Annotated in this window: 14 protein-coding genes and 1 pseudogene; 14 read left to right on the top strand and 1 reads right to left on the bottom strand. The window is 70.3% G+C overall.

The window, feature by feature from the left end:
• Positions 1 to 57: 57 nt before the first annotated feature.
• The 8 genes and pseudogenes from polA to ACO0E0_RS11360 all read left to right on the top strand — a co-directional run bounded on the left by polA (position 58) and on the right by ACO0E0_RS11360 (position 12,226).
• On the top strand, positions 58 to 2,718 hold the full coding sequence (gene polA / locus ACO0E0_RS11325; protein WP_422871510.1) for a DNA polymerase I: 2,661 nt from the start codon (positions 58 to 60) through the stop codon (positions 2,716 to 2,718).
• A 114-nt stretch (positions 2,719 to 2,832) separates the two neighbouring features.
• Positions 2,833 to 4,511: pseudogene (locus tag ACO0E0_RS11330) on the top strand (DUF885 domain-containing protein).
• Between the two features lie 171 nt (positions 4,512 to 4,682).
• Positions 4,683 to 6,140 (top strand): 30S ribosomal protein S1, encoded by a 1,458-nt coding sequence (gene rpsA / locus ACO0E0_RS11335; protein WP_422871511.1) that lies wholly within the window; start codon positions 4,683 to 4,685, stop codon positions 6,138 to 6,140.
• Positions 6,141 to 6,291: 151 nt separating this feature from the next.
• Positions 6,292 to 6,897, top strand: a complete 606-nt coding sequence (gene coaE / locus ACO0E0_RS11340; protein ID WP_422871512.1) for a dephospho-CoA kinase — start codon at positions 6,292 to 6,294, stop codon at positions 6,895 to 6,897.
• 96 nt (positions 6,898 to 6,993) lie between these two features.
• Positions 6,994 to 8,106: a BPSS1187 family protein gene (locus ACO0E0_RS11345; protein WP_422871513.1), complete on the top strand. Its 1,113-nt coding sequence runs from the start codon at positions 6,994 to 6,996 to the stop codon at positions 8,104 to 8,106.
• Positions 8,107 to 8,179: 73 nt separating this feature from the next.
• Positions 8,180 to 9,289, top strand: coding sequence for a BPSS1187 family protein (locus ACO0E0_RS11350; protein ID WP_422871514.1), 1,110 nt, complete (start codon positions 8,180 to 8,182; stop codon positions 9,287 to 9,289).
• Between the two features lie 4 nt (positions 9,290 to 9,293).
• Complete coding sequence (locus ACO0E0_RS11355; RefSeq protein WP_422871515.1) at positions 9,294 to 10,802, top strand: class I adenylate-forming enzyme family protein; 1,509 nt, start codon at positions 9,294 to 9,296, stop codon at positions 10,800 to 10,802.
• A 38-nt stretch (positions 10,803 to 10,840) separates the two neighbouring features.
• Positions 10,841 to 12,226: an acyltransferase gene (locus ACO0E0_RS11360; RefSeq protein ID WP_422871516.1), complete on the top strand. Its 1,386-nt coding sequence runs from the start codon at positions 10,841 to 10,843 to the stop codon at positions 12,224 to 12,226.
• A 1,187-nt stretch (positions 12,227 to 13,413) separates the two neighbouring features.
• On the opposite strand, the gene ACO0E0_RS11365 is transcribed toward ACO0E0_RS11360, so the two are convergent.
• Positions 13,414 to 14,754, bottom strand: a complete 1,341-nt coding sequence (locus ACO0E0_RS11365) for an MFS transporter (RefSeq protein ID WP_422871517.1) — start codon at positions 14,752 to 14,754, stop codon at positions 13,414 to 13,416.
• A 230-nt stretch (positions 14,755 to 14,984) separates the two neighbouring features.
• Between ACO0E0_RS11365 and uvrB the strand changes: the two genes are divergently transcribed.
• From uvrB to whiA, 6 genes are all read left to right on the top strand, one after another.
• The gene (uvrB, locus tag ACO0E0_RS11370; protein WP_422871518.1) at positions 14,985 to 17,060 is read left to right on the top strand and encodes an excinuclease ABC subunit UvrB; all 2,076 of its coding nucleotides are present in this window, start codon (positions 14,985 to 14,987) and stop codon (positions 17,058 to 17,060) included.
• On the top strand, positions 17,050 to 17,985 hold the full coding sequence (locus ACO0E0_RS11375) for an SDR family NAD(P)-dependent oxidoreductase (RefSeq protein WP_422871519.1): 936 nt from the start codon (positions 17,050 to 17,052) through the stop codon (positions 17,983 to 17,985). The genes uvrB and ACO0E0_RS11375 overlap by 11 nt, the downstream gene beginning before the upstream one ends.
• Before the next feature lie 180 nt (positions 17,986 to 18,165).
• Entirely contained in the window at positions 18,166 to 21,141 is a 2,976-nt protein-coding gene (uvrA, locus tag ACO0E0_RS11380; RefSeq protein WP_422871622.1) for an excinuclease ABC subunit UvrA, read from the top strand.
• Positions 21,142 to 23,154, top strand: coding sequence for an excinuclease ABC subunit UvrC (gene uvrC, locus ACO0E0_RS11385; RefSeq protein WP_422871520.1), 2,013 nt, complete (start codon positions 21,142 to 21,144; stop codon positions 23,152 to 23,154). It begins immediately after the preceding gene.
• A gap of 104 nt (positions 23,155 to 23,258) precedes the next feature.
• Positions 23,259 to 24,143 carry an RNase adapter RapZ gene (gene rapZ / locus ACO0E0_RS11390; protein WP_422871521.1) on the top strand — a complete coding sequence of 295 codons (885 nt, stop codon included), beginning with the start codon at positions 23,259 to 23,261 and terminating at the stop codon, positions 24,141 to 24,143.
• A gap of 78 nt (positions 24,144 to 24,221) precedes the next feature.
• Positions 24,222 to 25,202 carry a DNA-binding protein WhiA gene (gene whiA, locus ACO0E0_RS11395; RefSeq protein WP_422871522.1) on the top strand — a complete coding sequence of 327 codons (981 nt, stop codon included), beginning with the start codon at positions 24,222 to 24,224 and terminating at the stop codon, positions 25,200 to 25,202.
• The last annotated feature ends 98 nt before the right edge of the window (positions 25,203 to 25,300 follow it).

A 25,300-nucleotide genomic window follows, 5' to 3' on the forward strand; every position in this document is an offset into this window, starting at 1 on the left:
GGTCACGAGGCTCCTCGGCGGTCGGGCGTTGTCACCGGGCGCTTGTAGTGTGGCGGGGTGTCGGATCCTGAAAAGCCTACCCTCCTGGTCATCGACGGACACTCGCTGGCGTTCCGTGCGTTCTACGCGCTCCCGGTCGACAGCTTCGTGAACCGCGAGGGGCAGCACACGAACGCCATCCACGGCTTCATCTCGATGCTGCTCATGCTCCTCCAGCGCGAGAAGCCGACGCACCTCGCCGTCGCGTTCGACATCTCCCGGTTCTCGTTCCGCACCCGCGAGTACGAGGCGTACAAGGGCACCCGGAACGAGACCCCGCCGGAGTTCAAGGGCCAGATCCCGCTCCTGCAGGAAGCCCTGCACGCGATGGGCATCACGACCGTGACGAAGGAGGACTACGAGGCCGACGACATCCTCGCGACGCTCTCACTCCAGGGCGCCGAGCAGGGGTTCCAGGTCTTCGTGGTCTCCGGCGACCGCGACGCGATCCAGCTCGTCGACGACCGCGTGACCCTCCTCTACCCATCGGTGCGCGGTGTCTCCGAGCTGACCCGGTACGACCGGGACAAGGTGTTCGAGCGCTACGGCATCGAGCCGCACCAGTACCCCGACGTCGCCGCGCTGGTCGGGGAGACCAGCGACAACCTCATCGGCATCGACAAGGTCGGCGAGAAGACCGCCGTCAAGTGGATCAACCAGTTCGGGTCGCTCGACGCCGTCCTCGAGCACGCCGACGAGATCAAGGGCGTCGTCGGCAACAACCTCCGCGAGCAGAAGGACCGGGCCGTCCTCAACCGCCGGCTGAACCGCCTGGTGCGCGACGTCGAGCTGCCCGTCGGTCCGGCCGACCTCGCCCGCCGACCGGTCGACGAGGACGCGGTCCGCGAGCTCTTCGCCAAGCTGCAGTTCCGGACCCTCCTCGACCGCGTGTTCAAGATCGCCGGCCCGGGGGAGTCGTCCGAGGTGACCGGCGCACCGGCCGAGTCGACCGGCCCCGCGGCACCGGGTGTCCGGACCCTCATCGACGAGGAACTCGGCTACTGGCTCGACCGCAAGACCGCGGACGACGGCGCCTTCGGCGTCGCGATCGAGACCGTCGACGGACGGCTCAGCGCGATCGGCATCGCCACCCACGACGACACCGTCATGGTGCCGGGCGGCAGCGGGATGAAGGACTACGAGCAGCTGCAGGCGTGGCTCGCCTCCGATGCCCCGAAGCACTTCCACGACGCCAAGGCGGCCATCCACGCGCTCGGCAGCGCCGGGTTCACCGTCGGCGGGATCGCCGGCGACGCCCGGATCATGGGCTGGCTCGCGAACCCGGGCAAGCAGGGGCAGCCGCTCGACGACCTCGTCTACCAGGAGCTCGGCGAGTCCATGCCGACGGCCGACCCGAACCAGCTCGTGCCGGAGTCCGAGCCGACGACCATCGCCACGCAGGCCTGGTACGTCCTCCGTGTGACCACGGCCCTCCGCGCGCGGATCGACGAGAGCTCGCTGCGGGTCCTCGACGACATCGAGCTCCCGCTCGTCCCGGTGCTCGCGGGGATGGAGCACCTCGGGGTGACGATGGACCACGAGGTCCTCGCCGACCTGTCGCACGAGCTCGGCGACCGCGCGGCCGACCTCGCCCAGCAGGCGTTCACCGAGATCGGCCACGAGGTCAACCTCGGCTCCCCGAAGCAGCTGCAGGAAGTCCTGTTCACCGAGCTCGCGATGCCGAAGACCCGCAAGACCAAGACCGGCTTCTCCACCGACGCCGCGAGCCTCGCCGACCTGCAGGACCAGCACCCGCACCCGTTCCTCGGCCTGCTCCTGCAGCACCGCGACGCCACGAAGCTCCGGCAGATCGTCGACACGCTCGACACCGCGGTCGTCGACGGCCGCGTGCACACCACCTACGAGCAGACCGGGTCGAGCACCGGCCGGATCTCGTCGACCGACCCGAACCTGCAGAACATCCCGGTCAAGACCGCCGTCGGCCGCCGGGTCCGGAGCGCCTTCACCATCCAGGCTCCGTACACGACCCTGCTCACCGCGGACTACTCGCAGATCGAGATGCGGATCATGGCCCACCTCTCCGGTGACCCGGGGCTCATCGAGGCGTTCAATGCGGGCGAGGACCTGCACCGGTTCGTCGGCGCGCGGGTCTTCGGCGTCGAGCCGGCCGAGGTCAGCCCGGAGATGCGGACGAAGGTCAAGGCGATGTCGTACGGCCTCGCGTACGGGCTCAGTGCGTTCGGGCTGTCGAAGCAACTCCGGATCGACCAGAGCGAGGCCCGGGGCCTCATGACGGGGTACTTCGAGCGCTTCGGGGCGGTCCGCGACTACCTCCGGAACGTCGTCGAGCAGGCCCGTGAGGACGGCTACACCGAGACGATCTTCGGCCGTCGCCGACCGTTCGGGGACCTCAAGAGCCCGAACCGCGTCCTCCGCGAGAACGCCGAACGCGCCGCGTTGAACGCCCCGATCCAGGGCTCGGCCGCGGACATCATCAAGATCGCGATGCTCGGCGTGACCGATGACCTCCGTGCGGGCGGGCACGAGTCGCACCTGCTCCTGCAGGTGCACGACGAACTGATCCTCGAGGTCGCCCCGGGCGAGGAGTCCGCCGTCGAGGAGCTCGTCCGACGCCGGATGGGCACGGCGGCGGAGCTGACGGTCCCGCTGGACGTCTCCGTCGGCACCGGCCCGAACTGGGAGGTCGCTGCGCACTGACGTGGCACGGCCCGGCCGGGACCCGATGCTCGGGACCCGCTCCGCGCCTCCCGTCCGTCCACAGGGTGACCGCTTCCGGACTGGAGGCACGGTGCCAGTGGGTAGGGTCGGTCCATGACCGACGCACGACCAGACCGCACCCCGTCCGCCGTCGACGCGATCGCCGAGGGCTGGGTCGCCACCCTCGTCGACCTCGACCCGACGATCGCCACCTACATCGGCGTGCCGGGCCGGACCGGCGAGTGGGGGGACACCTCGCCCGCGGGTGCCGACGCCCTCGCCGAGGCCGCCCGTCGCACCAGGGCGTCCCTGGCCGAGACCCCGGCCGCGGACGCGGTGGACGAGGTCACCAAGACCGACCTCGATGCCGACCTCGAGCTCATCGTCCTCTCGCACGAGCGTCGACTCCACCTCCGTGACCTCAACGTCATCGCGAGTCCGTCGCAGGACCTCCGGATGACGCTCGACCTCATGCCGACCGCGACGGTCGACGACTGGGCCGACATCGCGTCCCGGCTGTCCACCATGGGCGACGCGCTCGAGGGCTACCGCGAGACGCTCCTGCAGGGCACCCGCGAGGGCGTGGTGCCCGCGATCCGTCAGGTCGAGGCGGTCGCCGAGCAGTGCGTCCGGAACGCCGCCGACGGCGGGTTCTTCTCCGAGCTCGCGGCCGACGCGACGCTCGAGGACGGCTCCGCGCTGCCGGACGCCCTCCGCGCCGATCTGTCCCGCGGCGCCGAACAGGCCGCCGCGGCGTACCGGTCGCTCGGTGCGTTCCTCCGCCACGAACTGCTCCCGCTCGCGACGCCGGTCGACGCCGTCGGTCGCGACGCGTACGAGCTGCACTCCCGTCGGTTCCTCGGTGCGGTCGTCGACCTCGACGAGACCTACGAGTGGGGTCTCGCCGAGCTGGCCCGGATGCGCGAGGAACAGGAGCGCATCGCCGACCGGATCGAGTCCGGCGCGTCCGTCGCCCGGGCGATCGAGGTGCTCGACGCGGACCCGGCACGCAAGCTGCACGGCGCGGACGCGCTCCAGGCGTGGATGCAGGAGACCTCGGACGCGTCGGTCGCCGGGCTCGCGGACACGTACTTCGACATCGCGGAGCCGATCCGCCGACTCGAGTGCCGGATCGCCCCGACGAAGGACGGCGGGATCTACTACACCGGGCCGAGCGACGACTTCTCGCGACCGGGCCGGATGTGGTGGTCGGTGCCGGAGGGCGTCACCGAGTTCTCCACCTGGCGCGAGAAGACCACCGTGTTCCACGAGGGCGTGCCGGACACCACCTGCAGATCAGCCAGGGGGTCCACAACCGCGGCGAGCTGAACACCTGGCGTCGGCAGCTGTCCGGCAGTTCCGGGCACGTCGAGGGGTGGGCGCTCTACGCCGAGCGGTTGATGGAGCAGCTCGGGTACCTGGACGACGACGGCGACCGCCTCGGGATGCTCGACGGACAGCGGATGCGTGCGGCGCGTGTCGTCCTCGACATCGGCGTGCACCTGCAGAAGACGAACCCGGACGGGGGTGGCTGGACGCACGAGTACGCGCTCGGGTTCATGCGCGAGAACGTCAACATGGACGACGCCTTCATCCGCTTCGAGGTGGACCGGTACTTCGGGTGGCCGGGCCAGGCGCCGTCGTACAAGGTCGGCCAACGGGTCTGGGAGTCCATCCGCGACGAAGCCGCCGCGCGTGCCGGCGGCTCGTTCGACCTCAAGCAGTTCCACGCCGACACGCTCGCGCTCGGCTCGATCGGGCTCGACACCCTCCGGAAGGCCGTGCTCGGCTGAGCGGCGGGGGTGGCCCGTCCGCCTTGTGACCCCCCGAGCGAAGCCGCTAGACTAGTGCGGCGCAATCCGCGTCGAACATCCAATTCCGCCACGACGGTCACACGTGTGCAGGGGCAAGGGCTCCCGCACGACCGCGTCGGCCCGATTCCTGCCCATCGGAGTAATTCCTACATGACAACCACCACGACCAAGGCACCCAAGCAGGTCGCCATCAACGACATCGGTTCGGCTGATGACTTCCTGGCCGAGGTCGAGAAGACCCTGAAGTTCTTCAACGACGGAGACCTCATCTCCGGCACCGTCGTGAAGATCGACCGCGACGAGGTCCTCCTCGACGTCGGGTACAAGACGGAAGGTGTGATCCCCTCCCGCGAACTCTCCATCAAGCACGACGTCGACCCCAACGACGTCGTCGAGGTCGGCGACAGCGTCGAGGCCCTCGTCCTCCAGAAGGAGGACAAGGAAGGCCGTCTGATCCTCTCCAAGAAGCGCGCACAGTACGAGCGCGCCTGGGGCGACGTCGAGAAGATCAAGGAGTCGGACGGCGTCGTCACCGGCACCGTGATCGAGGTCGTCAAGGGTGGCCTGATCGTCGACATCGGTCTCCGCGGCTTCCTCCCGGCCTCGCTCATCGAGCTCCGCCGTGTCCGCGACCTCACGCCGTACCTCGGCCAGGAGATCGAGGCGAAGATCCTCGAGCTCGACAAGAACCGCAACAACGTGGTCCTGTCGCGCCGCGCGCTCCTCGAGCAGACGCAGTCCGAGTCCCGGACCACGTTCCTCAACAACCTGCACAAGGGTCAGGTCCGCAAGGGCATCGTCTCGTCGATCGTCAACTTCGGTGCGTTCGTCGACCTCGGCGGCGTCGACGGTCTCGTCCACGTCTCCGAGCTGTCCTGGAAGCACATCGAGCACGCGTCGGAGGTCGTCGAGGTGGGCCAGGAGGTCACCGTCGAGATCCTCGAGGTCGACCTCGACCGCGAGCGCGTCTCGCTGTCGCTCAAGGCGACGCAGGAGGACCCGTGGCAGGTCTTCGCCCGGACCCACGCGATCGGTCAGGTCGCCCCGGGCAAGGTCACGAAGCTCGTGCCGTTCGGTGCGTTCGTCCGCGTGGCCGACGGAATCGAGGGTCTCGTGCACATCTCGGAGCTCTCGAACAAGCACGTCGAGCTCGCCGAGCAGGTCGTCTCCGTCGGTGACGAGGTCTTCGTCAAGATCATCGACATCGACCTCGACCGTCGTCGCATCTCGCTGAGCCTCAAGCAGGCCAACGAAGGCGTCGACCCCGAAGGCGACGAGTTCGACCCGGCGCTCTACGGCATGCCGACCGAGTACGACGACCAGGGCAACTACAAGTACCCGGACGGCTTCGACCCGGAGACCAACGAGTGGCTCGACGGCTACGACACCCAGCGCGACGCCTGGGAGAAGGAGTACGCGGCGGCCCAGGCTCGCTGGGAGGCCCACAAGAAGCAGGTCGCTGCTTCCCTCGTGGAGGACGTCACCGCGTTCGAGGCTCCGGCCGCGTCGTCGGCTGGTTCGTCGTTCTCGAGTGAGACCGCCGGTGCGGGTACCCTCGCCGACGACGCCTCGCTCGCGGCGCTCCGCGAGAAGCTCAGCCAGAACTGAGCCGCGCGGGAGTGATCCCGCTCGGCACACACCGGAAGCCCGGTCCTCTGCGGAGGGCCGGGCTTCCGGCATGCCCGGGCTTCCGGCATGCCCGGCCTTCCGGCATGCCCGGGCTTCCGGCTCGCCCGGCGTTGGTCGGTAGTCTGTCCGCGTGCACATCATCGGTCTGACGGGCGGCATCGCCGCGGGGAAGTCCACCGTCTCGGCCCGATGGGCGGAGCACGGTGCGGTCGTCGTCGACGCCGACCAGCTCGCTCGGCAGGCGGTCGCTCCGGGGACACCCGGACTCGCCGCGATCGAGCGTCGGTTCGGCGCCGGGGTCATCGCGTCGGACGGGTCGCTCGACCGACCCGCACTCGGTGCCGTCGTCTTCGCCGACCCCGGGGCCCTCGCCGACCTCAATGCGATCACCCACCCCGAGGTCTGGCGGCTCGCGCAGGAGCGGTTCGCCGCGGCGGAACAGGCCGATCCGGACGCGGTGGTGGTGTACGACGTCCCGCTCCTCGCCGAGGCGAGCGAGGGTCGACCGATCCGGTTCGACACCGTCGTCGTCGTCGACGCGCCGGCCGCGGTCCGGATCGAGCGGCTCATGACCGACCGCGGGATGGAGCGCGCCGAGGCGGAGCGGCGGATCGGTGCACAGGCGAGCGACGAGGACCGGCTCGCCTTGGCCGACGAGGTCGTGGACGCGACGGGTGCCGTCGACGACACCATCCGTTCGGCGGATGCGGTCTGGAGGCGCGTCACGGCATCCTGAGACCGCGCCGGCGCCCGTCGGCGACGAGGACGCAACGGTCGGTACCGAGAGGGGCACACAGTGGGGGGATCTCGTCGGCAGCGCATGGTGCGCCGGGTGCTGGGGGTCGCGCTCGTCGCGGTGATCGCGGCGGGCGGGGTCATCGTGTCGGTGGACGCGCGGACCGCGGCCGACACCGCCGGCCGGGCGCTCCTCGAGAACGGAGCGACCGCGCTCCCGGCCGTGCCGGGGAACGGCATCGGGACCGGCCATCCGCGGACGGACGGTGCGCGACGGACGGCGGACGTGCCTCCCGGCCAGGACCGCGACCGGTTCCAGCGCTTCCGGCTCGACGCCGTCGACGGAGCTCGGCTCCGCCCGAACCACGACGACCTCGCGGCGCGGACGGTGGCCAACGGACCGTTGCTGCTGTTCCTGCCGGCGACGCGTGCCCGGCCCGCCGACTACACCGACTTCCTGTCGACCGCGACCAGCGCCGGCTACCACGTGCTCGGTCTCGACTACTGGAACCTCGGACGGTCGCTGTCCCGGACCTGCGGCGGGTCCCCGCACTGCTACACCGAGGTGCAGCGGAACCGCTTCGACGGCTCGTCGGCCTCCCGGTACAGCGCCGTGCAGCCCGCGGGGTCGATCGTCAGCCGCCTCCGGACCGCCGTGGCGCACCTCGACGCTGCGGACCCGGCCGGGGGGTGGGGGCGGTTCGTGCAGAACGGTCGCGTGCAGTGGCAGGACGTCGTCGTCGCAGGACACTCGCAGGGCGGGAGCGAAGCGGCCTACATCGGGCACATCCGGAGCGTCCAGGGCGTGTTGATGTTCGGCGCGCCCGCGGTGTCCCGTGGGCAGGCACATGCCTCGTGGCTCGACCGCCCCGGTCGGACGCCGGTCGACCGGATGTACGCCCTGGCGCACGTCGACGACCACTTCGGCCGGTTCATCCGTCCGTCGTGGCGGACGCTCGCGCTCGAAGGTGCCCGCCGACCCTTCGTGACGCGGGACGGTGCCCCCATCACGGACCCGCACGTCATCGAGACCACCGTGCCGGTGCCGGTCGGGCGGACTGCGCACTCGATCGTCGTGAGCGACCACACCCCGGAGGACGCCTCCGGGGTCCCGATGCTCCTCCCGGTGTGGGAGTGGATGCTCGGCCGGTTCGACGTGCCGCTCGTGCACCCCGAGCCACTGGCCGGCCAGACCGCGACCGCCGGCTGACCCGTATCGGACGGGGCGCGGGGGGAGCAGGCGCTCCGATCCGGCGTGCGGCGGGGCTTGCTACCGTCGAGGGGTGCTGCCCACCCTGCCCCGCGCACTCCGCGTCCCACTGGCGATCCTCGTCGTCCTCGCGGTCGTCGTCGCGCTGTTCGTCGCGGTCGACCGGACGGCGGACCACCGGGCGGCACGTGCGGCGGCGTCGCACGCCCCGACGGGCGACCTCGGGCACGTCACGATCCCGGGCGACCGGCAGGACTTCACGCGGTTCCGGATCGGTGCGATCGACGGGACCCGGCTGACGCCGAACAAGACCGACTTCGCGGCGCGGACGGTCGACGACGGTCCCCTCATGCTGTTCCTGCCGGCGACCCGTGCCAAGCCGGCCGACTACCAGCTGTTCCTGTCCACGGCGACGGCCGCTGGGTACCACGTGCTCGGGCTCGACTACTGGAACCTCGGGACGACGCTGTCCGGGACCTGCGAGACCGATCCGCGGTGCTACACGCAGGTGCAGCGCAACCGGTTCGACGGTTCCGACCCGTCGCGGTTCAGCGCCGTCGAGCCGGCCGGGTCGATCACGTCCCGGTTCCGCGACGCGATCACGCACCTGACGGCCGCCGACCCCGCCGGCGGGTGGTCGCGGTTCGTCAAGGGTGACGGGGACATCGACTGGTCCGACATCGTGGTCGCCGGCCACTCGCAGGGCGGTGGCGAGGCCGCGTACATCGCGCACATCAGGCCCGTCCTCGGTGCCCTGATGTTCTCCTCGCCGGTGGAGTCGGACGGGACCTTCCACGCTGCGTGGATGGACCATCCGGGCGTCACGCCGGTCTCGCGGATGTACTCGATCGACGACGTGCGCGACGTCTTCGGCCCGCGGATCCGTGGATCGTGGAAGGTGCTCGGGCTCGACGGCACCGACGGACCGTACATGACGAGGACCGAGGCGCCGGCCGCCGGTGAGGACCCGCACGCGATCCTGACCCGGCTCGACGTCGGCGACCCGGACCGGTCGCACTCCCTGACCATCGACGACTCGACACCGCTCGACGCGAACGGGGACCCGAAGATGCTGCCGCTCTGGGAGTGGATGCTCGACCGGTTCCCACTGCCGAGCACGCACAGCGCGGGCGAGCGGTCGTCGCCGTCCTCGGCCGCGTCGCCGACTCCGGCCGTACGATGACGGTGTGCAGTTGAGTCCCGAACCGCCCGACGACGCCTCGCTCGCCTCCCTCGTCCGACATCGTGCGGAGACGTCGCCCGGACACCCGTTCCTCGAGGACGCGCGGTCGGACCGGATGCTGACCTATGCGGCGTTCGCGGCCGCGGTGGATGCCTGGCGCCGGACGTTCGACGAACTCGGCATCCCACCGTCGGGCGGCGTGCTCGTTGACGTCGGGGACCCGCTCGCGTTCGCGGTCGTGCACGTCGCCGCCCTGTCCTCCGGTCGGCGTGCGATCCCGGTCGACACCGGGCAGCCCCCGTCGGAACCGGCACGCCTCGCCGGACTCCTGCGGGGCGGGTCGATCGTCGTCTCCGACCGCGACGAGGACGCGACGATCCCGGGTGTCCCGTCCGCCGGCATCGACCACGACGGCTTCGGCCCGGTCGACGTCGTCCCGGGGACCGTGCCGGCCGCGAACCCCGAGGCGCTGGCGACCGGGTCCGTCGTGCTGTTCACCTCGGGCTCCACCGGGACGCCGAAGGGTGTCGAGCTCCCGGAGCCGCAGCTGCTGTTCGTCGCGATGGCGGTCGCACGGCACAACGAGCTGACCGCCGCGGACCGTGGGTTCAACTCGCTCCCGCTCTTCCACGTGAACGCCGAGGTCGTCGGGGTGCTCGCCACGCTCGTCGCCGGAGCCACCCTCGTGCTCGACCGGCGGTTCCGGCGGACCGGCTTCTGGGAGCTCCTCGCCGCGCGCCGCATCACCTGGTTGAACGCCGTCCCGGCGGTCCTCGCGGTGCTCGCGAAGACCGGCCCCCTCGACCTGCCCGACGGCCTCCGGTTCGTCCGGAGTGCGTCCGCACCGCTGCCGGACCCGGTCCGTGCGGCCCTCGGCGACACCCCGCTCGTGATCAGCTGGGGCATGACCGAGGGCGCCAGCCAGATCACCGCGACGCCTCTCGGCCAGCCGGCGCGTGCCGGGTCCGTCGGGGTCCCGGTCGGCGCCGAGGTCCAGGTCCGCGACGACGACGGCACCGTTGTCCCCGCGGGACAGGTGGGCGCCCTGTGGATCCGTGGCCGCGGCGTCGTCCACCGGTACCTGTTCGGTCGCGCCGCGGAGCGCTTCGACGCCGACGGCTGGCTCAGCACCGGAGACCTCGGGTCCATGTCCGACGACGGCTGGGTGTCGCTCGCCGGCCGGTCCGACGACGTCATCAACCGGGGCGGTGAGAAGGTCTACCCGTCCGAGGTCGAGGACGTGCTCCTCGGCGACGACCGCGTGCTCGAGGCCGTCGTGGTCGGCAGACCGGACCCGATCCTCGGCCACGTCCCGGTCGCCTACGTCATCCCGCAGCCCGGCGACGAGGACATCGAGGAGACCGCGTTCACCGAGGCGCTCGCGGACCGCTGTGCCGACCACCTGACCCGGTTCCGGCGACCGGTCGAGATCATCGTCGTCCAGGACCTGCCGCGCGCGCCGACCGGCAAGGTGCAGCGCGCCCGCGTCCGGGCGATGGCCTCGGCGGAGTGAGGCGGCTGGTCCCGACGAACCTGCCGTAGCCTTGACCGGTGCAGCAGCCCGTGCAGACCGCTCCCCAGGCGACCGAGGACGTCACCACGCCGACCCGTCGGAACGGGCGCCCGCGGCACCTGTACGAGGTCGACGTCCTGCGGATCCTCACGTTCGCGTGCGTCATCGGCGTGCACACGACGAGCCACACCGCTCCGACCGACAGCCTGTTCTACGGCGCGGTGCTCGCGCTGCTGCACTTCACCCGCCTGGTGTTCTTCTCGCTCACCGCGTTCGTGCTGGTCTACAGCTACACCCTCCGCCCGCGTCCGATGTCGCAGTTCTGGCCGAAGCGGTTCCTCCTCGTCGGGGTCCCGTACCTGGCATGGTCGTTCGTGTACGTCGCGTCTGCGTGGCTCCTCAGCGACACCGAACGCGGCGACGTCCCGGTGTTCGTCACGACCTTCGCGCACGGCGTGGTGACGGGGACGTCGATGTACCACCTGTACTTCCTCCTCGTGACGATGCAGGTGTACCTGCTCCTCCCGGCGATCATCTGGCTCGTCCGGGTGACCCGCGGCCACCACTCGGCGCTGACGATCGCGGCGCTCGTGGTGAACCTGGCGGTGTACGCGGTCTACAAGTACGACAACGGCGTGTTCGACGGCTTCCACGGCTACACGAAGCAGTTCTTCTTCATGTACCTGTTCTTCATCGTGTCCGGTGCGGTCGCCGCCGACCACGCCGACGCGTTCCTCACCTGGGTGCGGGCTCGTCGCGCACTCATCGGCTGGGTCGTCCTCGGGACCGGGCTCGCGACGCTCCTGGTGTGGTGGGTGCAGATCGCGGTCGGACAGTCGGTCTACGCCGCCGGGACCCCGAACCAGCCGATCCAGATCGTGTGGAGCACCGTCGTCGGGTTCGGGTTCCTGGCACTCGGAGCGAAGTGGGCCGACCGGCGCGACCCGGACAGCTGGCTCGCGAAGGTCATCGACTACGGATCGGACCGGTCGTTCGGCATCTTCCTGAGTCACCCGTTCGTCATCTGGATCGTGCTGTACGGCGACAGCTGGATGGAGCGGCACGTCCCGCAGCCGTGGCTCACGCCGGTGATGTACGTGATCGCGGTGGTCGGCGCGACGCTCCTCACCGAGCTCTTCCGCTGGACGCCGCTCAGCGTCCCGCTGACCGGGCGTCCGTCGCTCGCGTCCCGCGCGGCACGTGCCGGTCGGCGTGCGACGGCAGCCAAGGGCACTCCAGCCGGACTGGAGGCCGGACCCACCGCCGCCCGATCGGCTGCGGTCGTCGGAGCGGCCGGCTCCGGGTCGCGGATCGCGCCGCCCCCAGCGGTCCACGCGACGGACGGGCCCGTCGAGCCGGTCGAGCCGGACGATGCTCTGGTGGGGGAGACGGACGACGTCGGGAAGCCGTTCCGGTCCCGCTGAGGTGGGCCGCGCCTCCCGTCCGTTCCCGGTCGCTCGTTCGATCAGCGGTGCCTGTCCCGGGGCGTGCGGGGTGGAGCGACATCCTCGGGGTTCTGCGACGTCGCTTTCCGCAGGGGATGTCGCCGCATGATCGTGCATGGAGCGCGCGTGCGTCGGGGGGTGCGAGTGCGGGTGCGTTTGGCCTGCGCGTGCGGGTGCGAGCGCGGGGTGTGAGTGTGCGGGGTGCGCTGAGTGCTTGGGCATGGAGCGACATCCTCGGGGTTCTGCGACATCGCCTCTCGCGGGGGATGTCGCCGTATGACCGTGCATGGAGCGCGCGTGCGTCGGGCTGCGAGTGCGGGTGCGTCCAGCCTGCGCGTGCGGGTGCGGGTGCGCGTGCGTCGGGCTGCGAGTGCGGGTGCGCTGAGACGGCGTGCGCTGAGTGCGAGCGCATGAAGCGACATCCCCGTGGTTCTGCGACGTCGCCTTTCGCGGGTGATGTCGCCGCATGACTGTGCATGGAGCGCGCGTGCGTCTGGCTGCGAGTGCGGGTGCGCTGAGACGGCGTGCGGTGAGTGCGTTCGCATGGAGCGACAATCTCGGGGTTCTGCGACGTCGCCTTTTGCGGGTGATGTCGCCGCATGACCGAGCATGGAGCGCGCGTGCGTCGGGGGTGCGCTGAGTCGTTGTGCGCTGAGTGCGTGCGCATGAAGCGACATCCCCGGGGTTCTGCGACGTCGCCTTTCGCGGGTGATGTCGCCGCATGACCGTGCATGGAGCGCGAGTGCGCCGGGCTGCGAGTGCGGGTGCGCTGAGACGGCGTGCGATGAGTGCGTGCGCATGGAGCGACATCGTCGGGGTTCTGCGACGTCGCCTTTCGCGGGGGATGTCGCCGTATGACCGTGCATGGAGCGCGCGTGCGTCGCGGGTGCGCTGAGACGGCATGCGCTGAGTGCGTGCGCATGAAGCGACATCCTCGGGGTTCTGCGACGTCGTCTTTCGCGGGGGATGTCGCCGCATGACCGTGCAGGGAGCGCGCGTGCGTCGGGGGTGCGCGCGCAGGGCGCGGGGTGCGTACGCATCGAGCGACATTACCGGCGTTCGGCGACGTCGCATTCCCGGCACGGTGTCGCTCGATGAATGCGCATCGTGCGACACGGGCCCGTCGCGCCCACAGCGGCTCCGCCGTGAGCCCGGCCTCGCCCCGGTCAGCGCGTCGGCTGCTGCTCGGCCTTCGGGACGCCGACCTCGAGGACGCCGTCGGTCATCGTCAGGCGCTGCGGCTTCATGAACCAGGCGACGACCGCGGCCGCCGCGAGCAGCACGCACGACAGCGCGAACGGCAGCTGCCACCCGGACGCATCCACCAGCGCGCCGAACACGACGGGTGAGACGACCCCCGCGATGCCGAACCCGGTGTTCATGAACCCGGACGCCGTGCCGGACCACTGCGGGGCGACGTCCATCGGGATCGCCCAGAGGTTCGCGTTGCAGAGCTCGAGGAAGAAGAACGACAGCGCGAGCGAGATCGCGGCGACGACGAGACCCTGTCCGATGACCAGCGGGACGAGGCACACGAGCGACCCGCCGAGTCCGAGCACCAGGATCGACCGGCGGGCGTTCCGGGTGTTCCCGCCGCGGTGGATGACGCGGTCACTGAGCATGCCACCGACCGTGTCGCCCACCACGCCGGCGAGCAGGATCAGGGTGGTGAACAGGGCGAACTTCTCGATCGGCAACCGGTACGTGTCGCTCAGGAACGTCGGCAGCCAGGTCAGGAACACCCAGAGCGTCCAGCCGTAGCCGAAGTCGACGAAGGTCACGGGGAGGATCTGCTTGGCCATCGGCCACCACGGCACCGGCGGACGCGTCGCCCTCGTCTCGACGGGCGGGAGCTCGGCGATCTCGGCCGCCGAGATCCCGGCGACGGTCTCGGGCTTGTCGCGGAACCAGACGAACCAGCAGATGCCCCAGACGATCGACAGGACCGCCGTGGTGAAGAACGCCCACCGCCACTCGCCACTCCAGGAGATGACCCCGGCCACCAAGAGGGGAGCGAGGGCGTTCCCGAGCCGGGCCGCCGAGTGCACCACCCCCTGTGCGAACCCGTTCCGGTCGCGGGGGATCCACCGGCTCATCGCCTGGGTCGCCGTCGGGAACGCGGCGGCCTCGCTGAGACCGAGCAGCACTCGGGCGGCGACGAGCGACCAGAAGCCGATCGAGAACCCGGTGAGCAGCGTTGCGACGCCCATCACGAGCGTGATCACGAAGAGCGCGCGTCGAGGTCCGGCCTTCTCGCCGATCGACCCGCCGAAGACCTGGAGGAACGCGTACGGCAACGAGAACGCCGCGATCACGAGACCGGCGGTCGCGTCGTTGAACCCGAACTCGGTCTTGATGTGCGGCAGCGCGGTTGAGATGTTCGTCCGGTCGACGTACGAGATCGCGTACATGATGCAGAGCATCAGCAGGACGCGACCGCGGACCCGACCGCGGAACGGCGAACCCGTCGTGCGGGCCGGCGGTGCAGGGGCGGCTGCGGTGGTCATGGTGTCCTCGGGATCGGGGGATGCGGGCGGCTCGGTCGACGATCGCCGCCGACGTCGGAGCTGTGGACCCGTCGAGGCTATCGCGAACACCTATCAGCCAACTCGGAGCATGATGACCTGTCCGGACCGCGCCACCGCCCGCTCGGCCCCCGGCCCACCAGGGCAGGCGCCCCGCGCCCGCCGGCCGCGGACCCGGGCTCGGTGTCGGCGGCCCGGCCTACAGTGGGGGCATGGAACCGACCCGTGCCGTCCGCCCCTTCGAGGTGATCAGCGAGTACTCGCCGAGCGGTGACCAGCCCGCCGCGATCGCCGAACTCGCCGGTCGCATCAACGCGGGTGAGACCGACGTCGTGCTCCTCGGCGCGACCGGGACCGGCAAGTCGGCGACGACGGCGTGGCTCATCGAACAGGTCCAACGTCCGACGCTGGTGCTCGCGCACAACAAGACCCTGGCCGCGCAGCTCGCGAACGAGTTCCGGTCCCTTCTGCCGAACAACGCGGTCGAGTACTTCGTCTCGTACTACGACTACTACCAGCCCGAGGCCTACGTCCCGCAGACGGACACGTTCATCGAGAAGGACTCCTCCGTGAACGCCGAGGTCGAACGGCTGCGGCACTCGACGACGAACTCCCTGTTGAGCCGGCGCGACACCGTCGTCGTCTCGACCGTGTCCTGCATCTACGGACTCGGCACGCCCGAGCAGTACATGAACGCCATGGTCGCGCTGCAGGTGGGCGGCACGATCTCGCGCGACCAGCTCGTCCGGCGTTTCGTCGCGATGCAGTACCAGCGCAACGACGTCGACTTCGCCCGGGGCACCTTCCGGGTGCGCGGTGACACCATCGAGATCATCCCGATGTACGAAGAGCACGCGATCCGCATCGAGATGTTCGGCGACGAGATCGAAGGCCTCAGCTCGCTCCACCCGCTCACCGGTTCGGTGATCGAGAACCTCGACGCGGTGTCGGTCTTCCCGGCGTCGCACTACGTCGCGGCGACCGACGTCATGCACCGGGCGATCGAGACGATCAAGGTCGAGCTCGCCGAACGACTCGCCGAGCTCGACGCCCAGGGCAAGCTGCTGGAGTCGCAGCGTCTCCGGATGCGGACCACCTACGACATCGAGATGATGGAGCAGATCGGGTTCTGCAACGGGATCGAGAACTACTCCCGGCACATCGACCAGCGGATGCCGGGCGAGGCCCCGCACTGCCTCATCGACTACTTCCCCGAGGACTTCCTCGTGGTGATCGACGAGTCGCACGTCACCGTGCCGCAGATCGGCGCGATGTACGAAGGCGACGCCTCCCGCAAGCGCACGCTCGTCGAACACGGGTTCCGACTGCCGAGCGCCCTCGACAACCGACCCCTGACGTGGGAGGAGTTCCTCGAGCGCGTCGGGCAGAAGGTCTACCTCTCCGCGACGCCGGGCCGGTACGAACTCGGCGTCACCGACAGCGTGGTGGAGCAGATCATCCGGCCGACCGGACTCATCGACCCGGAGATCGTCGTCAAGCCGAGCGACGGCCAGATCGACGACCTCCTCGAGGAGATCCGGGCACGCGCCGACCAGAACGAGCGCGTCCTCGTCACGACCCTCACCAAGCGGATGGCCGAGGAGCTCACCGACTTCCTCGGGAACGCCGGGGTCCGCGTCCGCTACCTGCACTCCGACGTCGACACGCTCAAACGGGTCGAGCTCCTCACCGAGCTGCGCCAGGGCGTCTACGACGTCCTGATCGGCATCAACCTGCTGCGCGAGGGACTCGACCTCCCCGAGGTCTCCCTGGTGGCGATCCTCGACGCCGACAAGGAAGGCTTCCTCCGCTCGTCGACGTCGCTCATCCAGACCATCGGACGCGCAGCCCGCAACGTCAGCGGCCAGGTGCACATGTACGCCGACAAGATCACCGACTCCATGCGGCAGGCCCTCGACGAGACCGACCGGCGCCGTGAGAAGCAGGTCGCGTACAACCTCGAGCACGGCATCGACCCACAGCCGCTCCGCAAGAAGATCGCCGACATCACCGAGATCCTGGCGCGCGAAGGCGAGGACACCCGCGAGCTCCTCGAACGGCGGGGCGCGAACGGTGACAAGCGCCGCGCTCCGACGCCGAATCTCCGGAGGGAGGGCATCGCCGGAGAGGGCGCGACCCAGCTCGAGGCGATGATCGGCGACCTGAACGACCAGATGCTCCAGGCCGCGGGCGAACTCAAGTTCGAACTCGCGGCGCGACTCCGCGACGAGGTCCAGGACCTCAAGAAGTCACTCCGCCAGATGGAGGCCGCCGGGCATGTCGGCTGAGCCGACGGGTCGGTCGCAGGACGGCGTCCCGCGGACCGTCGTGGTCACCGGGGCGAGTGCGGGCCTCGGCTACTTCGCCGCCGAACAGCTGGCCGCCGCCGGCCACCGCGTCGTCCTCGCGACCCGGAACCCGGTCAAGGCTCGCGCCGCGGAGACGAGCATCCGGGCCCACGTCGCCGATGCCCGGGTCGAGCACCTGCACCTCGACCTCGCGGACCTCGACAGCGTCGCTGCAGCGGTCACGGCCCTCGCCGACGTCGGACCGGTCGATGCCGTCGTCAACAACGCGGGTGTCGTCGGGTCCGGCGCGTTCCGTCGGACCGCCCAGGGCATCGAGCTGCAGTTCGGCACGAACCACATCGGGCACTTCGCGTGGACGGCCGGGGTGCTGCCCCTCCTCGAGCGGACCGGAGGCCGGGTCGTGCACCTCGGGAGCATCAGCCACCGGTGGGCATGGCTCGACCGGGACCACCCGGACCGGTCCCGCCCCTACGTCAACTACCTGCAGTACGCGCGGAGCAAGCTCGCGGTGATGCTGTTCGGGTTCGAACTCGCCGAACGACTGGCCGACGCCGGATCGTCGGTCGCGAGCATCGTCGCGCACCCGGGTCTCGCACTCGACACCCTCGCGCCGGCTCGCCCGGGCGTGCTCCCGACGACCCCGACCCCGGCATGGGTCCGCGCCGGCGAGCGGTTCTGGTCGCAGGGCAAGGACGTCGGAGCCGAGCCGCTCGTGCACGCCGCGGTGGGCGAGGGGGTGCGATCCGGGGAGTACTGGGGTCCATCGGGATGGATGCAGCTCCGCGGCGCACCGGCCGTCGTGCCGGCGGAGCCGCGCGCCCACGACCGCACGGCGGCGGCGCACCTGTGGGCGGCGAGCGAGCGCCTGAGCGGCGTCGCACTCCGGTTCGACACCCACGCCTGACCCACCGGACGGGAGGCCCGGTGCGGGCCCGCCCCGCGCCTCCCGTCCGCCGCTGGCGAACCCCGGGGGCGGGCCGGATGTCGGTCCGGCTCCGTAGACTTGTCGGCGATGACGATCACCTCTGCCCATGGAGCCTCCACGGATCACCAGGACGCCTTCGGCGAACTGGCCGACCCCCACATGCCCGGCGCGAACGGCCCCGCGGGACTGACGACGCTGAGCGTGCGCGGTGCGCGGGTGCACAACCTCCGCGACGTCGACCTCGAGATCCCGCGTGACTCGCTCGTGGTGTTCACGGGGCTGTCCGGGTCCGGCAAGTCCTCCTTGGCGTTCGACACGATCTTCGCCGAGGGCCAACGGCGGTACGTCGAGTCGCTCTCGGCGTACGCCAGGCAGTTCCTCGGCCAGGTCGACCGTCCGGACGTGGACTTCATCGAGGGCCTGAGTCCCGCGGTCTCGATCGACCAGAAGTCGACGAACCGCAACCCGCGTTCGACCGTCGGCACGATCACCGAGGTCTACGACTACATGCGCCTCCTCTGGGCGCGCATCGGCATCCCGCACTGCCCGGTCTGCGGCGAGGTCATCAGCAAGCAGACCGTCCAGCAGATCGCCGACCAGCTGATGACGCAGGAGTCCGGCACCCGGTTCCAGGTCCTCGCGCCCGTCGTCTCGAAGAAGAAGGGCGAGTTCGTCGACCTCTTCCAGGAGCTCGCGGCGTCGGGGTACGCGCGCGCGATCGTCGACGGCGAACGGATCCAGCTGAGCAGCCCGCCGACGCTCAAGAAGCAGGTCAAGCACGACATCTCGGTGATCGTCGACCGACTCGTGGCCGGCGACGACATCCTGAACCGGCTCACCGACTCGCTCGAGACGGCGCTCCGGCTCACCGGGGGGACGGTCGCGATCGACCTCGTGGACCACGAGGGCCCGGGCGCGGTGCGCGCGTACTCCGAGAACCTGTCGTGCCCGAACAACCACCCGCTCGCGCTCACCGAGATCGAGCCCCGGACGTTCTCGTTCAACGCGCCGTTCGGTGCCTGCCCGGAGTGCTCGGGCCTCGGGACGCGGATGTCCGTCGACCCGGACCTCGTCCTCGGCGACCCCGACGCCAGCCTGTCCGGCGGTGTCATCCTGCCGTGGACCGGGACGAGCGGCATGTACAGCTACTTCGAGAAGCTGCTCGCCGGCCTCGGCAAGCAGCTCGGGTTCACGATGCACACCCCGTGGAGCTCGCTCGACCCCGCGATCCAGGCCGCGATCCTCACCGGCAAGGACTTCGAGGTCAACGTGTCGTGGCGGAACCGGTTCGGCCGCGAGATGCGGTACACGAGCGGCTTCGAAGGAGTCATGCCGTACATCGAGCGGAAGTACGCCGAAGCCGAGACCGACGCACAGCGGCAGCGGTTCCAGGGCTACCTGCGCGAGGTCCCGTGTCCGGTCTGCGACGGCACCCGGCTGAAGCCCGAGGTCCTCGGCGTCACGGTCGACGGCCACAGCATCGCCGACGTCACCGACATGTCGCTCGACCAGGCGTACGACTTCATGGAGAGCCTGACGCTGACTGCGCGCGAGGCCCACATCGCCGCCGCCGTCCTCCGCGAGATCCGAGCGCGTCTGGAGTTCCTCCTCGAGGTCGGGCTCAACTACCTCACCCTGGCTCGCGGAGCCGGCGGGCTGTCCGGCGGCGAGGCCCAGCGCATCCGTCTCGCCACCCAGATCGGGTCGGGGCTGACGGGCGTGCTCTACGTCCTCGACGAGCCGAGCATCGGGCTCCACCAGCGCGACAACCGTCGACTGATCGACACCCTCGTCAAGCTGAAGAACCTCGGGAACACGCTCATCGTCGTCGAGCACGACGAGGACACCATCCGCACCGCCGACTGGGTCGTCGACATCGGACCCGGCGCCGGCGTGAACGGCGGCCGCGTGGTGCACTCCGGGTCGTACGAGGGTCTGCTCGAGAACCGCGAGTCGTTCACGGGCGACTACCTGTCCGGGCGACGGTCGATCGAGATGCCGAAGCACCGCCGGAAGATCGACAAGAAGCGGATGATCTCGGTCCAGGGCGCCCGCGCCAACAACCTGAAGAACATCGACGCGGACTTCCCGCTCGGGGTGTTCACGACGGTCACCGGGGTGAGCGGTTCGGGCAAGTCGACGCTCGTCAACGACATCCTCTACAAGGTCCTCGCGAACCAGCTGAACGGTGCCCGGCACATCGCCGGCAAGCACACCCGTGTCAAGGGCCTCGACCTGCTCGACAAGGTCGTCCACGTCGACCAGGCCCCGATCGGGAGGACCCCGCGGTCGAACCCGGCCACCTACACGGGGGTGTTCGACAAGATCCGACAGCTGTTCGCCGAGACGCAGGAGGCCAAGGCGCGCGGCTACCAGCCCGGACGCTTCAGCTTCAACGTCAAGGGCGGTCGGTGCGAGAACTGCGCGGGCGACGGCACGATCAAGATCGAGATGAACTTCCTCCCGGACGTCTACGTCGCGTGCGAGGTCTGCGGCGGTGCCCGCTACAACCGCGAGACACTGCAGGTGCACTACAAGAACAAGAACATCTCCGAGGTCCTCGACATGCCGATCAGCGAGGCAGCGGAGTTCTTCGCACCGATCTCGTCGATCCACCGGTTCATGGCGACCCTGGTCGACGTCGGGCTCGGCTACGTGCGCCTCGGACAGTCCGCCACGACGCTCTCCGGCGGTGAAGCCCAGCGCGTCAAGCTCGCCACCGAACTGCAGAAGCGCTCGAACGGCCGCACGGTCTACGTGCTCGACGAGCCGACCACCGGACTGCACTTCGAGGACGTCCGCAAGCTGCTCCTGGTGCTCCAGGGGCTCGTCGACAAGGGCAACACGGTCATCACGATCGAGCACAACCTCGACGTCATCAAGTCCGCCGACTGGCTCATCGACATGGGCCCGGAAGGCGGTGCCGGTGGCGGCGAGGTCCTGGCGGTCGGGACGCCGGAACACGTCGCCGAGGTGCCGGAGAGCCACACCGGCGTGTTCATCAAGGAGATCCTCGAGGCGCAGGACTCCCGGATCGGTGCCGGCCGCTCGGTGGGGCAGCGCGCTCCCGGCGAGGGCTCGGACGGAGCCGGTACGACCCGACGCCAGAAGCAGCACACCGTGGGGGCACGGTAGGTGGCGGACACGGTCCCCTGGCGTCCGAAGGCCGGTGAGATCCCGACCGACCCCGGCGTGTACCGGTGGCGGAACGACAGCGGCCGGGTGCTCTACGTCGGCAAGGCCAAGAACCTCCGCGCCCGTCTCAGCAACTACTTCGCACCGCTGCACACGCTCCACGAGCGGACCCGCCGCATGGTGCTGTCCGCAGCGAGCGTCGAGTGGACGGTCGTCGGGAGCGAGATCGAGGCCCTCCAGCTCGAGTACACGTGGATCAAGGAGTTCGACCCGCCGTTCAACGTCAAGTTCCGGGACGACAAGTCGTACCCGTACATGGCGATCACGCTGGGCGACGAAGCGCCGCGCGTGATGGTCACCCGGAACCGGAAGATCCGGGGGGCGAAGTACTTCGGGCCGTACCCGAAGATCTGGGCGGTGCACGACACGATCGACCTGATGATCAAGGTGTTCCCGATCCGCACCTGCTCGGACTCGAGCTACAAGCACGCCATGCAGACCGGCAAGCCGTGTTTCCCCGGGCAGATCGGCAAGTGCGGCGGCCCGTGCTCCGGCCGGGTCTCGATCGAGGAGCACCGCGCGATCGTCGACGAGTTCGTGCGGTTCATGAACTCGTACGACCGGAGTGTGATCACGCGGCTCCGACAGCGGATGGCCGCGGCGGCCGACGCCATGCAGTACGAACAGGCTGCGCGCTACCGCGACCAGGTCGGAGCACTCGAGGCGGTGCTCGAGAAGAGCGCCGTGGTCCTCAAGGACTCGGTGGACCTCGACCTGTTCGGCATCGCGGAGGACGAGCTCGCCGCCGCCGTGCAGATGTTCACGGTCCGCGGCGGGCGCATCCGCGGTGTGCGTGGCTGGGTGGTCGACAAGGAGATCGACATCAGCACGGGCGACCTCGTCGAGCAGATCGTGCAGGGGGTCTACGCCGGCGCTGAGGAACCTCCGCGTGAGGTGGTGGTGCCCGCGCTGCCCGAGGACGCGGACGCGCTGCAGGGGTGGCTCGGGGACCGCCGCGGCGGCCGGGGCACCAAGCTCAGCACGGCGCAGCGCGGTGACCGGGCGGGTCTCGCGAAGACCGCCGACCTCAACGCCAAGCAGGCGCTCATGCTCTACAAGACCAAACGGTCGAGCGACTACACGACCCGCTCCGCAGCGCTCGCGGACATCCAGGACGCGCTCGGCATGGCCGAGGCCCCGCTCCGGATGGAGTGCTACGACATCTCGCATCTGCAGGGGACGAACATCGTCGCCTCGATGGTGGTGTTCGAGGACGGTCTGCCGCGCAAGGACCAGTACCGTCGGTACACGATCGCCGAGTCGCGGGACGACACCGACAGCATGTACCAGGTGCTCAGTCGCCGCCTCGCCCGTCTCGACGAGGACCCGGACGAGCCGCCGGCGCCGGACCCGACGAGCGACGACGTCGTGGTCGACGGCGGCCCGAAGAAGAAGCGATTCGCCTACCGCCCGCAGCTCCTCATCGTGGACGGCGGCCAACCCCAGGTCGCGGCGGCGGCGCGGGCGTTCGCGGACGCCGGTGTGACGGACATCGCCCTCGTCGGGATCGCGAAGCGGCTCGAGGAACTCTGGCTGCCGGACGACGACTTTCCGGTCATCCTGCCGCGGAACTCCGAGGCCCTGTTCCTCATCCAGCGCATCCGGGACGAAGCCCACCGGTTCGCGATCACCCACCAGCGCACGCGGCGCAAGCGTGATCTCCGGTCGCAGCTCGGGGAGATCCCGGGGCTCGGTCCGACCCGCGTCAACGCCCTCCTGAAGCACTTCGGCTCGGTCGCGCGGATGCGGTCGGCGACGGCGGACGAGATCGCGGCGGTGAACGGCATCGGCCCGGCCACCGCGACGATGGTCCGCGACCGGCTCGCGTCGCTCTCCGGGGCGGCGGTCCGGGCGGCCGACGAACTGGAGGCGGAGGACGCGTCCGGCGCGGAACCCGCCCCCGCGGACGCGCCCGAGAGCACCGCGGAACTGGAGTCGTCGTCGACCGGGTGAGCCGCGCCTCCCGTCCGTCCGGGCGGTCCCGCCTGCCGAGGTGAGCCGATACCCTTGACGGACGAGTCCACTCCCCGACACGTGACGACGGAGCCCGCGCGCACATGACCGACACCGCCCACCCCCAGCACGACGTCCTCATCGTCACCGGCATGTCCGGCGCGGGGCGTTCGACGGTCGGCAAGGCCCTTGAGGACCTCGGGTGGTACGTGGTCGACAACCTCCCGACCCAGATGCTCGGGCCGCTCACCGACCTCGCGGACCGGGCCGGGGAGTCCCTGCCGAAGATCGCCACCGTGGTCGACGTCCGCGGTGGTCGGTTCTTCACCGACCCCGAGGAGGCCGTCCAGCGCCTCCGCGCGAACACGTCCGCCCGGGTCCGGGTCCTGTTCCTCGAGGCGACGGACCAGGTGCTCGTCCGCCGGTTCGAGCAGGTCCGCCGCCCGCACCCGCTGCAGAGCGGCGACACCCTCCTCGACGGGATCGCCCGGGAGCGCACCCGGATGCTCGGCCTCCGCGAGGCCAGCGACATCATCATCGACACGTCGGACCTCAACATCCACCAGCTCGCGGCGTCGATCGCCGAGAAGTTCTCCGAGGACCGGTTCATGGGCGTGCAGGTCACGCTCATGAGCTTCGGGTTCAAGTACGGACTCCCCGCCGACGCCGACATGGTGGGCGACGCGCGGTTCCTCCCGAACCCGTACTGGGTGCCGGAACTCCGCAGTTCGACGGGGCTCGACACCGATGTCGCGGCGTTCGTGCTGGCCCAGCACGGCGCGGCGACGTTCGTGGAGCGGTTCGCCGCGATGCTCGAACCGGTGCTCGAGGGGTACCAGCGGGAGAACAAGAGACACGCTACGATCGCCATTGGCTGTACCGGAGGCAAGCACCGCTCCGTCGCCATCGTCGCCGAACTGGCGAGTCTCATCCGTGGGATGCCGAACGTCGCCGTGCGTGTCAAGAACCGCGACCTCGGCCGGGAGTGATCGACCCTCCCGTCCACCGCCCCACCAGGGCCGTCCCCACGAGGGAACCGGCCCGTCCCGAACGGAAGGAATGATGCATTGCCGTTGACTGCCGAGGTCAAGGACGAACTGGCTCGCGTCGTCGTGAACCGCAACACGGTCCGTGCCGCGGAGCTGAGCACGGTCCTCCGGTTCGCCGGAGGGCTGCACGTCATCTCGGGCAGGATCGCGGTGGAGGTCGAACTCGACACCCGCATCATCGTCCACCGGGTCCGCAAGGACCTCGCCGAGCTGTACGGCGTCCGGAGCGAGGCGAGCGTCGGTTCCTCCGCGTCCGCCCGCCGTGGCACCCGGTACCTCGTCCGGGTCCTCGAGGCGGGGGAGACCCTCGCCAGGCAGACCGGCCTGATGGACGCCCGACGGCGCCCGGTCCGGGGACTCCCGAACCGCCTGACGACCGGCAACCGCGAGGACCTCGCGGCGATCTGGCGCGGTGCGTTCCTGGCCTCCGGGACCCTCACCGATCCGGGTCGTGCGGCCGCGCTCGAGGTCACGTGCCCCGGGAACGAGGCCGCGATGGCACTCGTCGGGGCGGCCTCGCGACTCGGTGTCGCCGCGAAGAGCCGCGAGGTCCGGGGCGTCCACCGCGTGGTGATCCGTGACGGAGAGGCGATCGGGCAGATGCTCACGGTGATGGGAGCCGCACGGTGCACCGCCGAGTGGGAGGAGCTCCGGCAGCGGCGCGAGGTCCGTGCGACCGCGAACCGGCTCGTGAACTTCGACGACGCGAACCTCCGACGCTCCGCGCAGGCCGCCGTCGCCGCGTGCGCGCGGGTCGAGCGGGCCCTGGAGATCCTGGCCGAGGACGTCCCGGAGCACCTGCGGTACGCGGGCTCGCTCCGTCTGGCACACCGTGACGCGAGCCTCGACGAGCTCGGCCAGCACGCCGATCCGCCGATGACCAAGGACGCGATCGCGGGGCGGATCCGGCGTCTGCTCGCGATGGCCGACAAGAAGGCTTCGGACCTCGGGATCCCGGGGACCGACGCGAACCTGCCGGACGACCTCGACGAGGCCTGACCGGGCTCCGCCCGCCCGCCGTCGTCGCATTCCCGGACGCGTCATCCCCGACTGCTACTGTCGTTACGACGACGTTACGGGGCGTATCGTCCACCACA

The sequence above is a fragment of the Curtobacterium phyllosphaerae genome (assembly GCF_049341865.1).
GTDB lineage: Bacteria > Actinomycetota > Actinomycetes > Actinomycetales > Microbacteriaceae > Curtobacterium > Curtobacterium phyllosphaerae.

Bases quoted from the DNA above. Each gene is read 5' to 3' on its own strand.
- rpsA (WP_422871511.1), top strand. From the start codon at position 4,683: ATGACAACCACCACGACCAAGGCACCCAAGCAGGTCGCCATCAACGAC.
- ACO0E0_RS11365 (WP_422871517.1), bottom strand. From the start codon at position 14,754: ATGACCACCGCAGCCGCCCCTGCACCGCCGGCCCGCACGACGGGTTCG.
- uvrB (WP_422871518.1), top strand. From the start codon at position 14,985: ATGGAACCGACCCGTGCCGTCCGCCCCTTCGAGGTGATCAGCGAGTAC.
- ACO0E0_RS11375 (WP_422871519.1), top strand. From the start codon at position 17,050: ATGTCGGCTGAGCCGACGGGTCGGTCGCAGGACGGCGTCCCGCGGACC.
- uvrA (WP_422871622.1), top strand. From the start codon at position 18,166: ATGCCCGGCGCGAACGGCCCCGCGGGACTGACGACGCTGAGCGTGCGC.
- rapZ (WP_422871521.1), top strand. From the start codon at position 23,259: ATGACCGACACCGCCCACCCCCAGCACGACGTCCTCATCGTCACCGGC.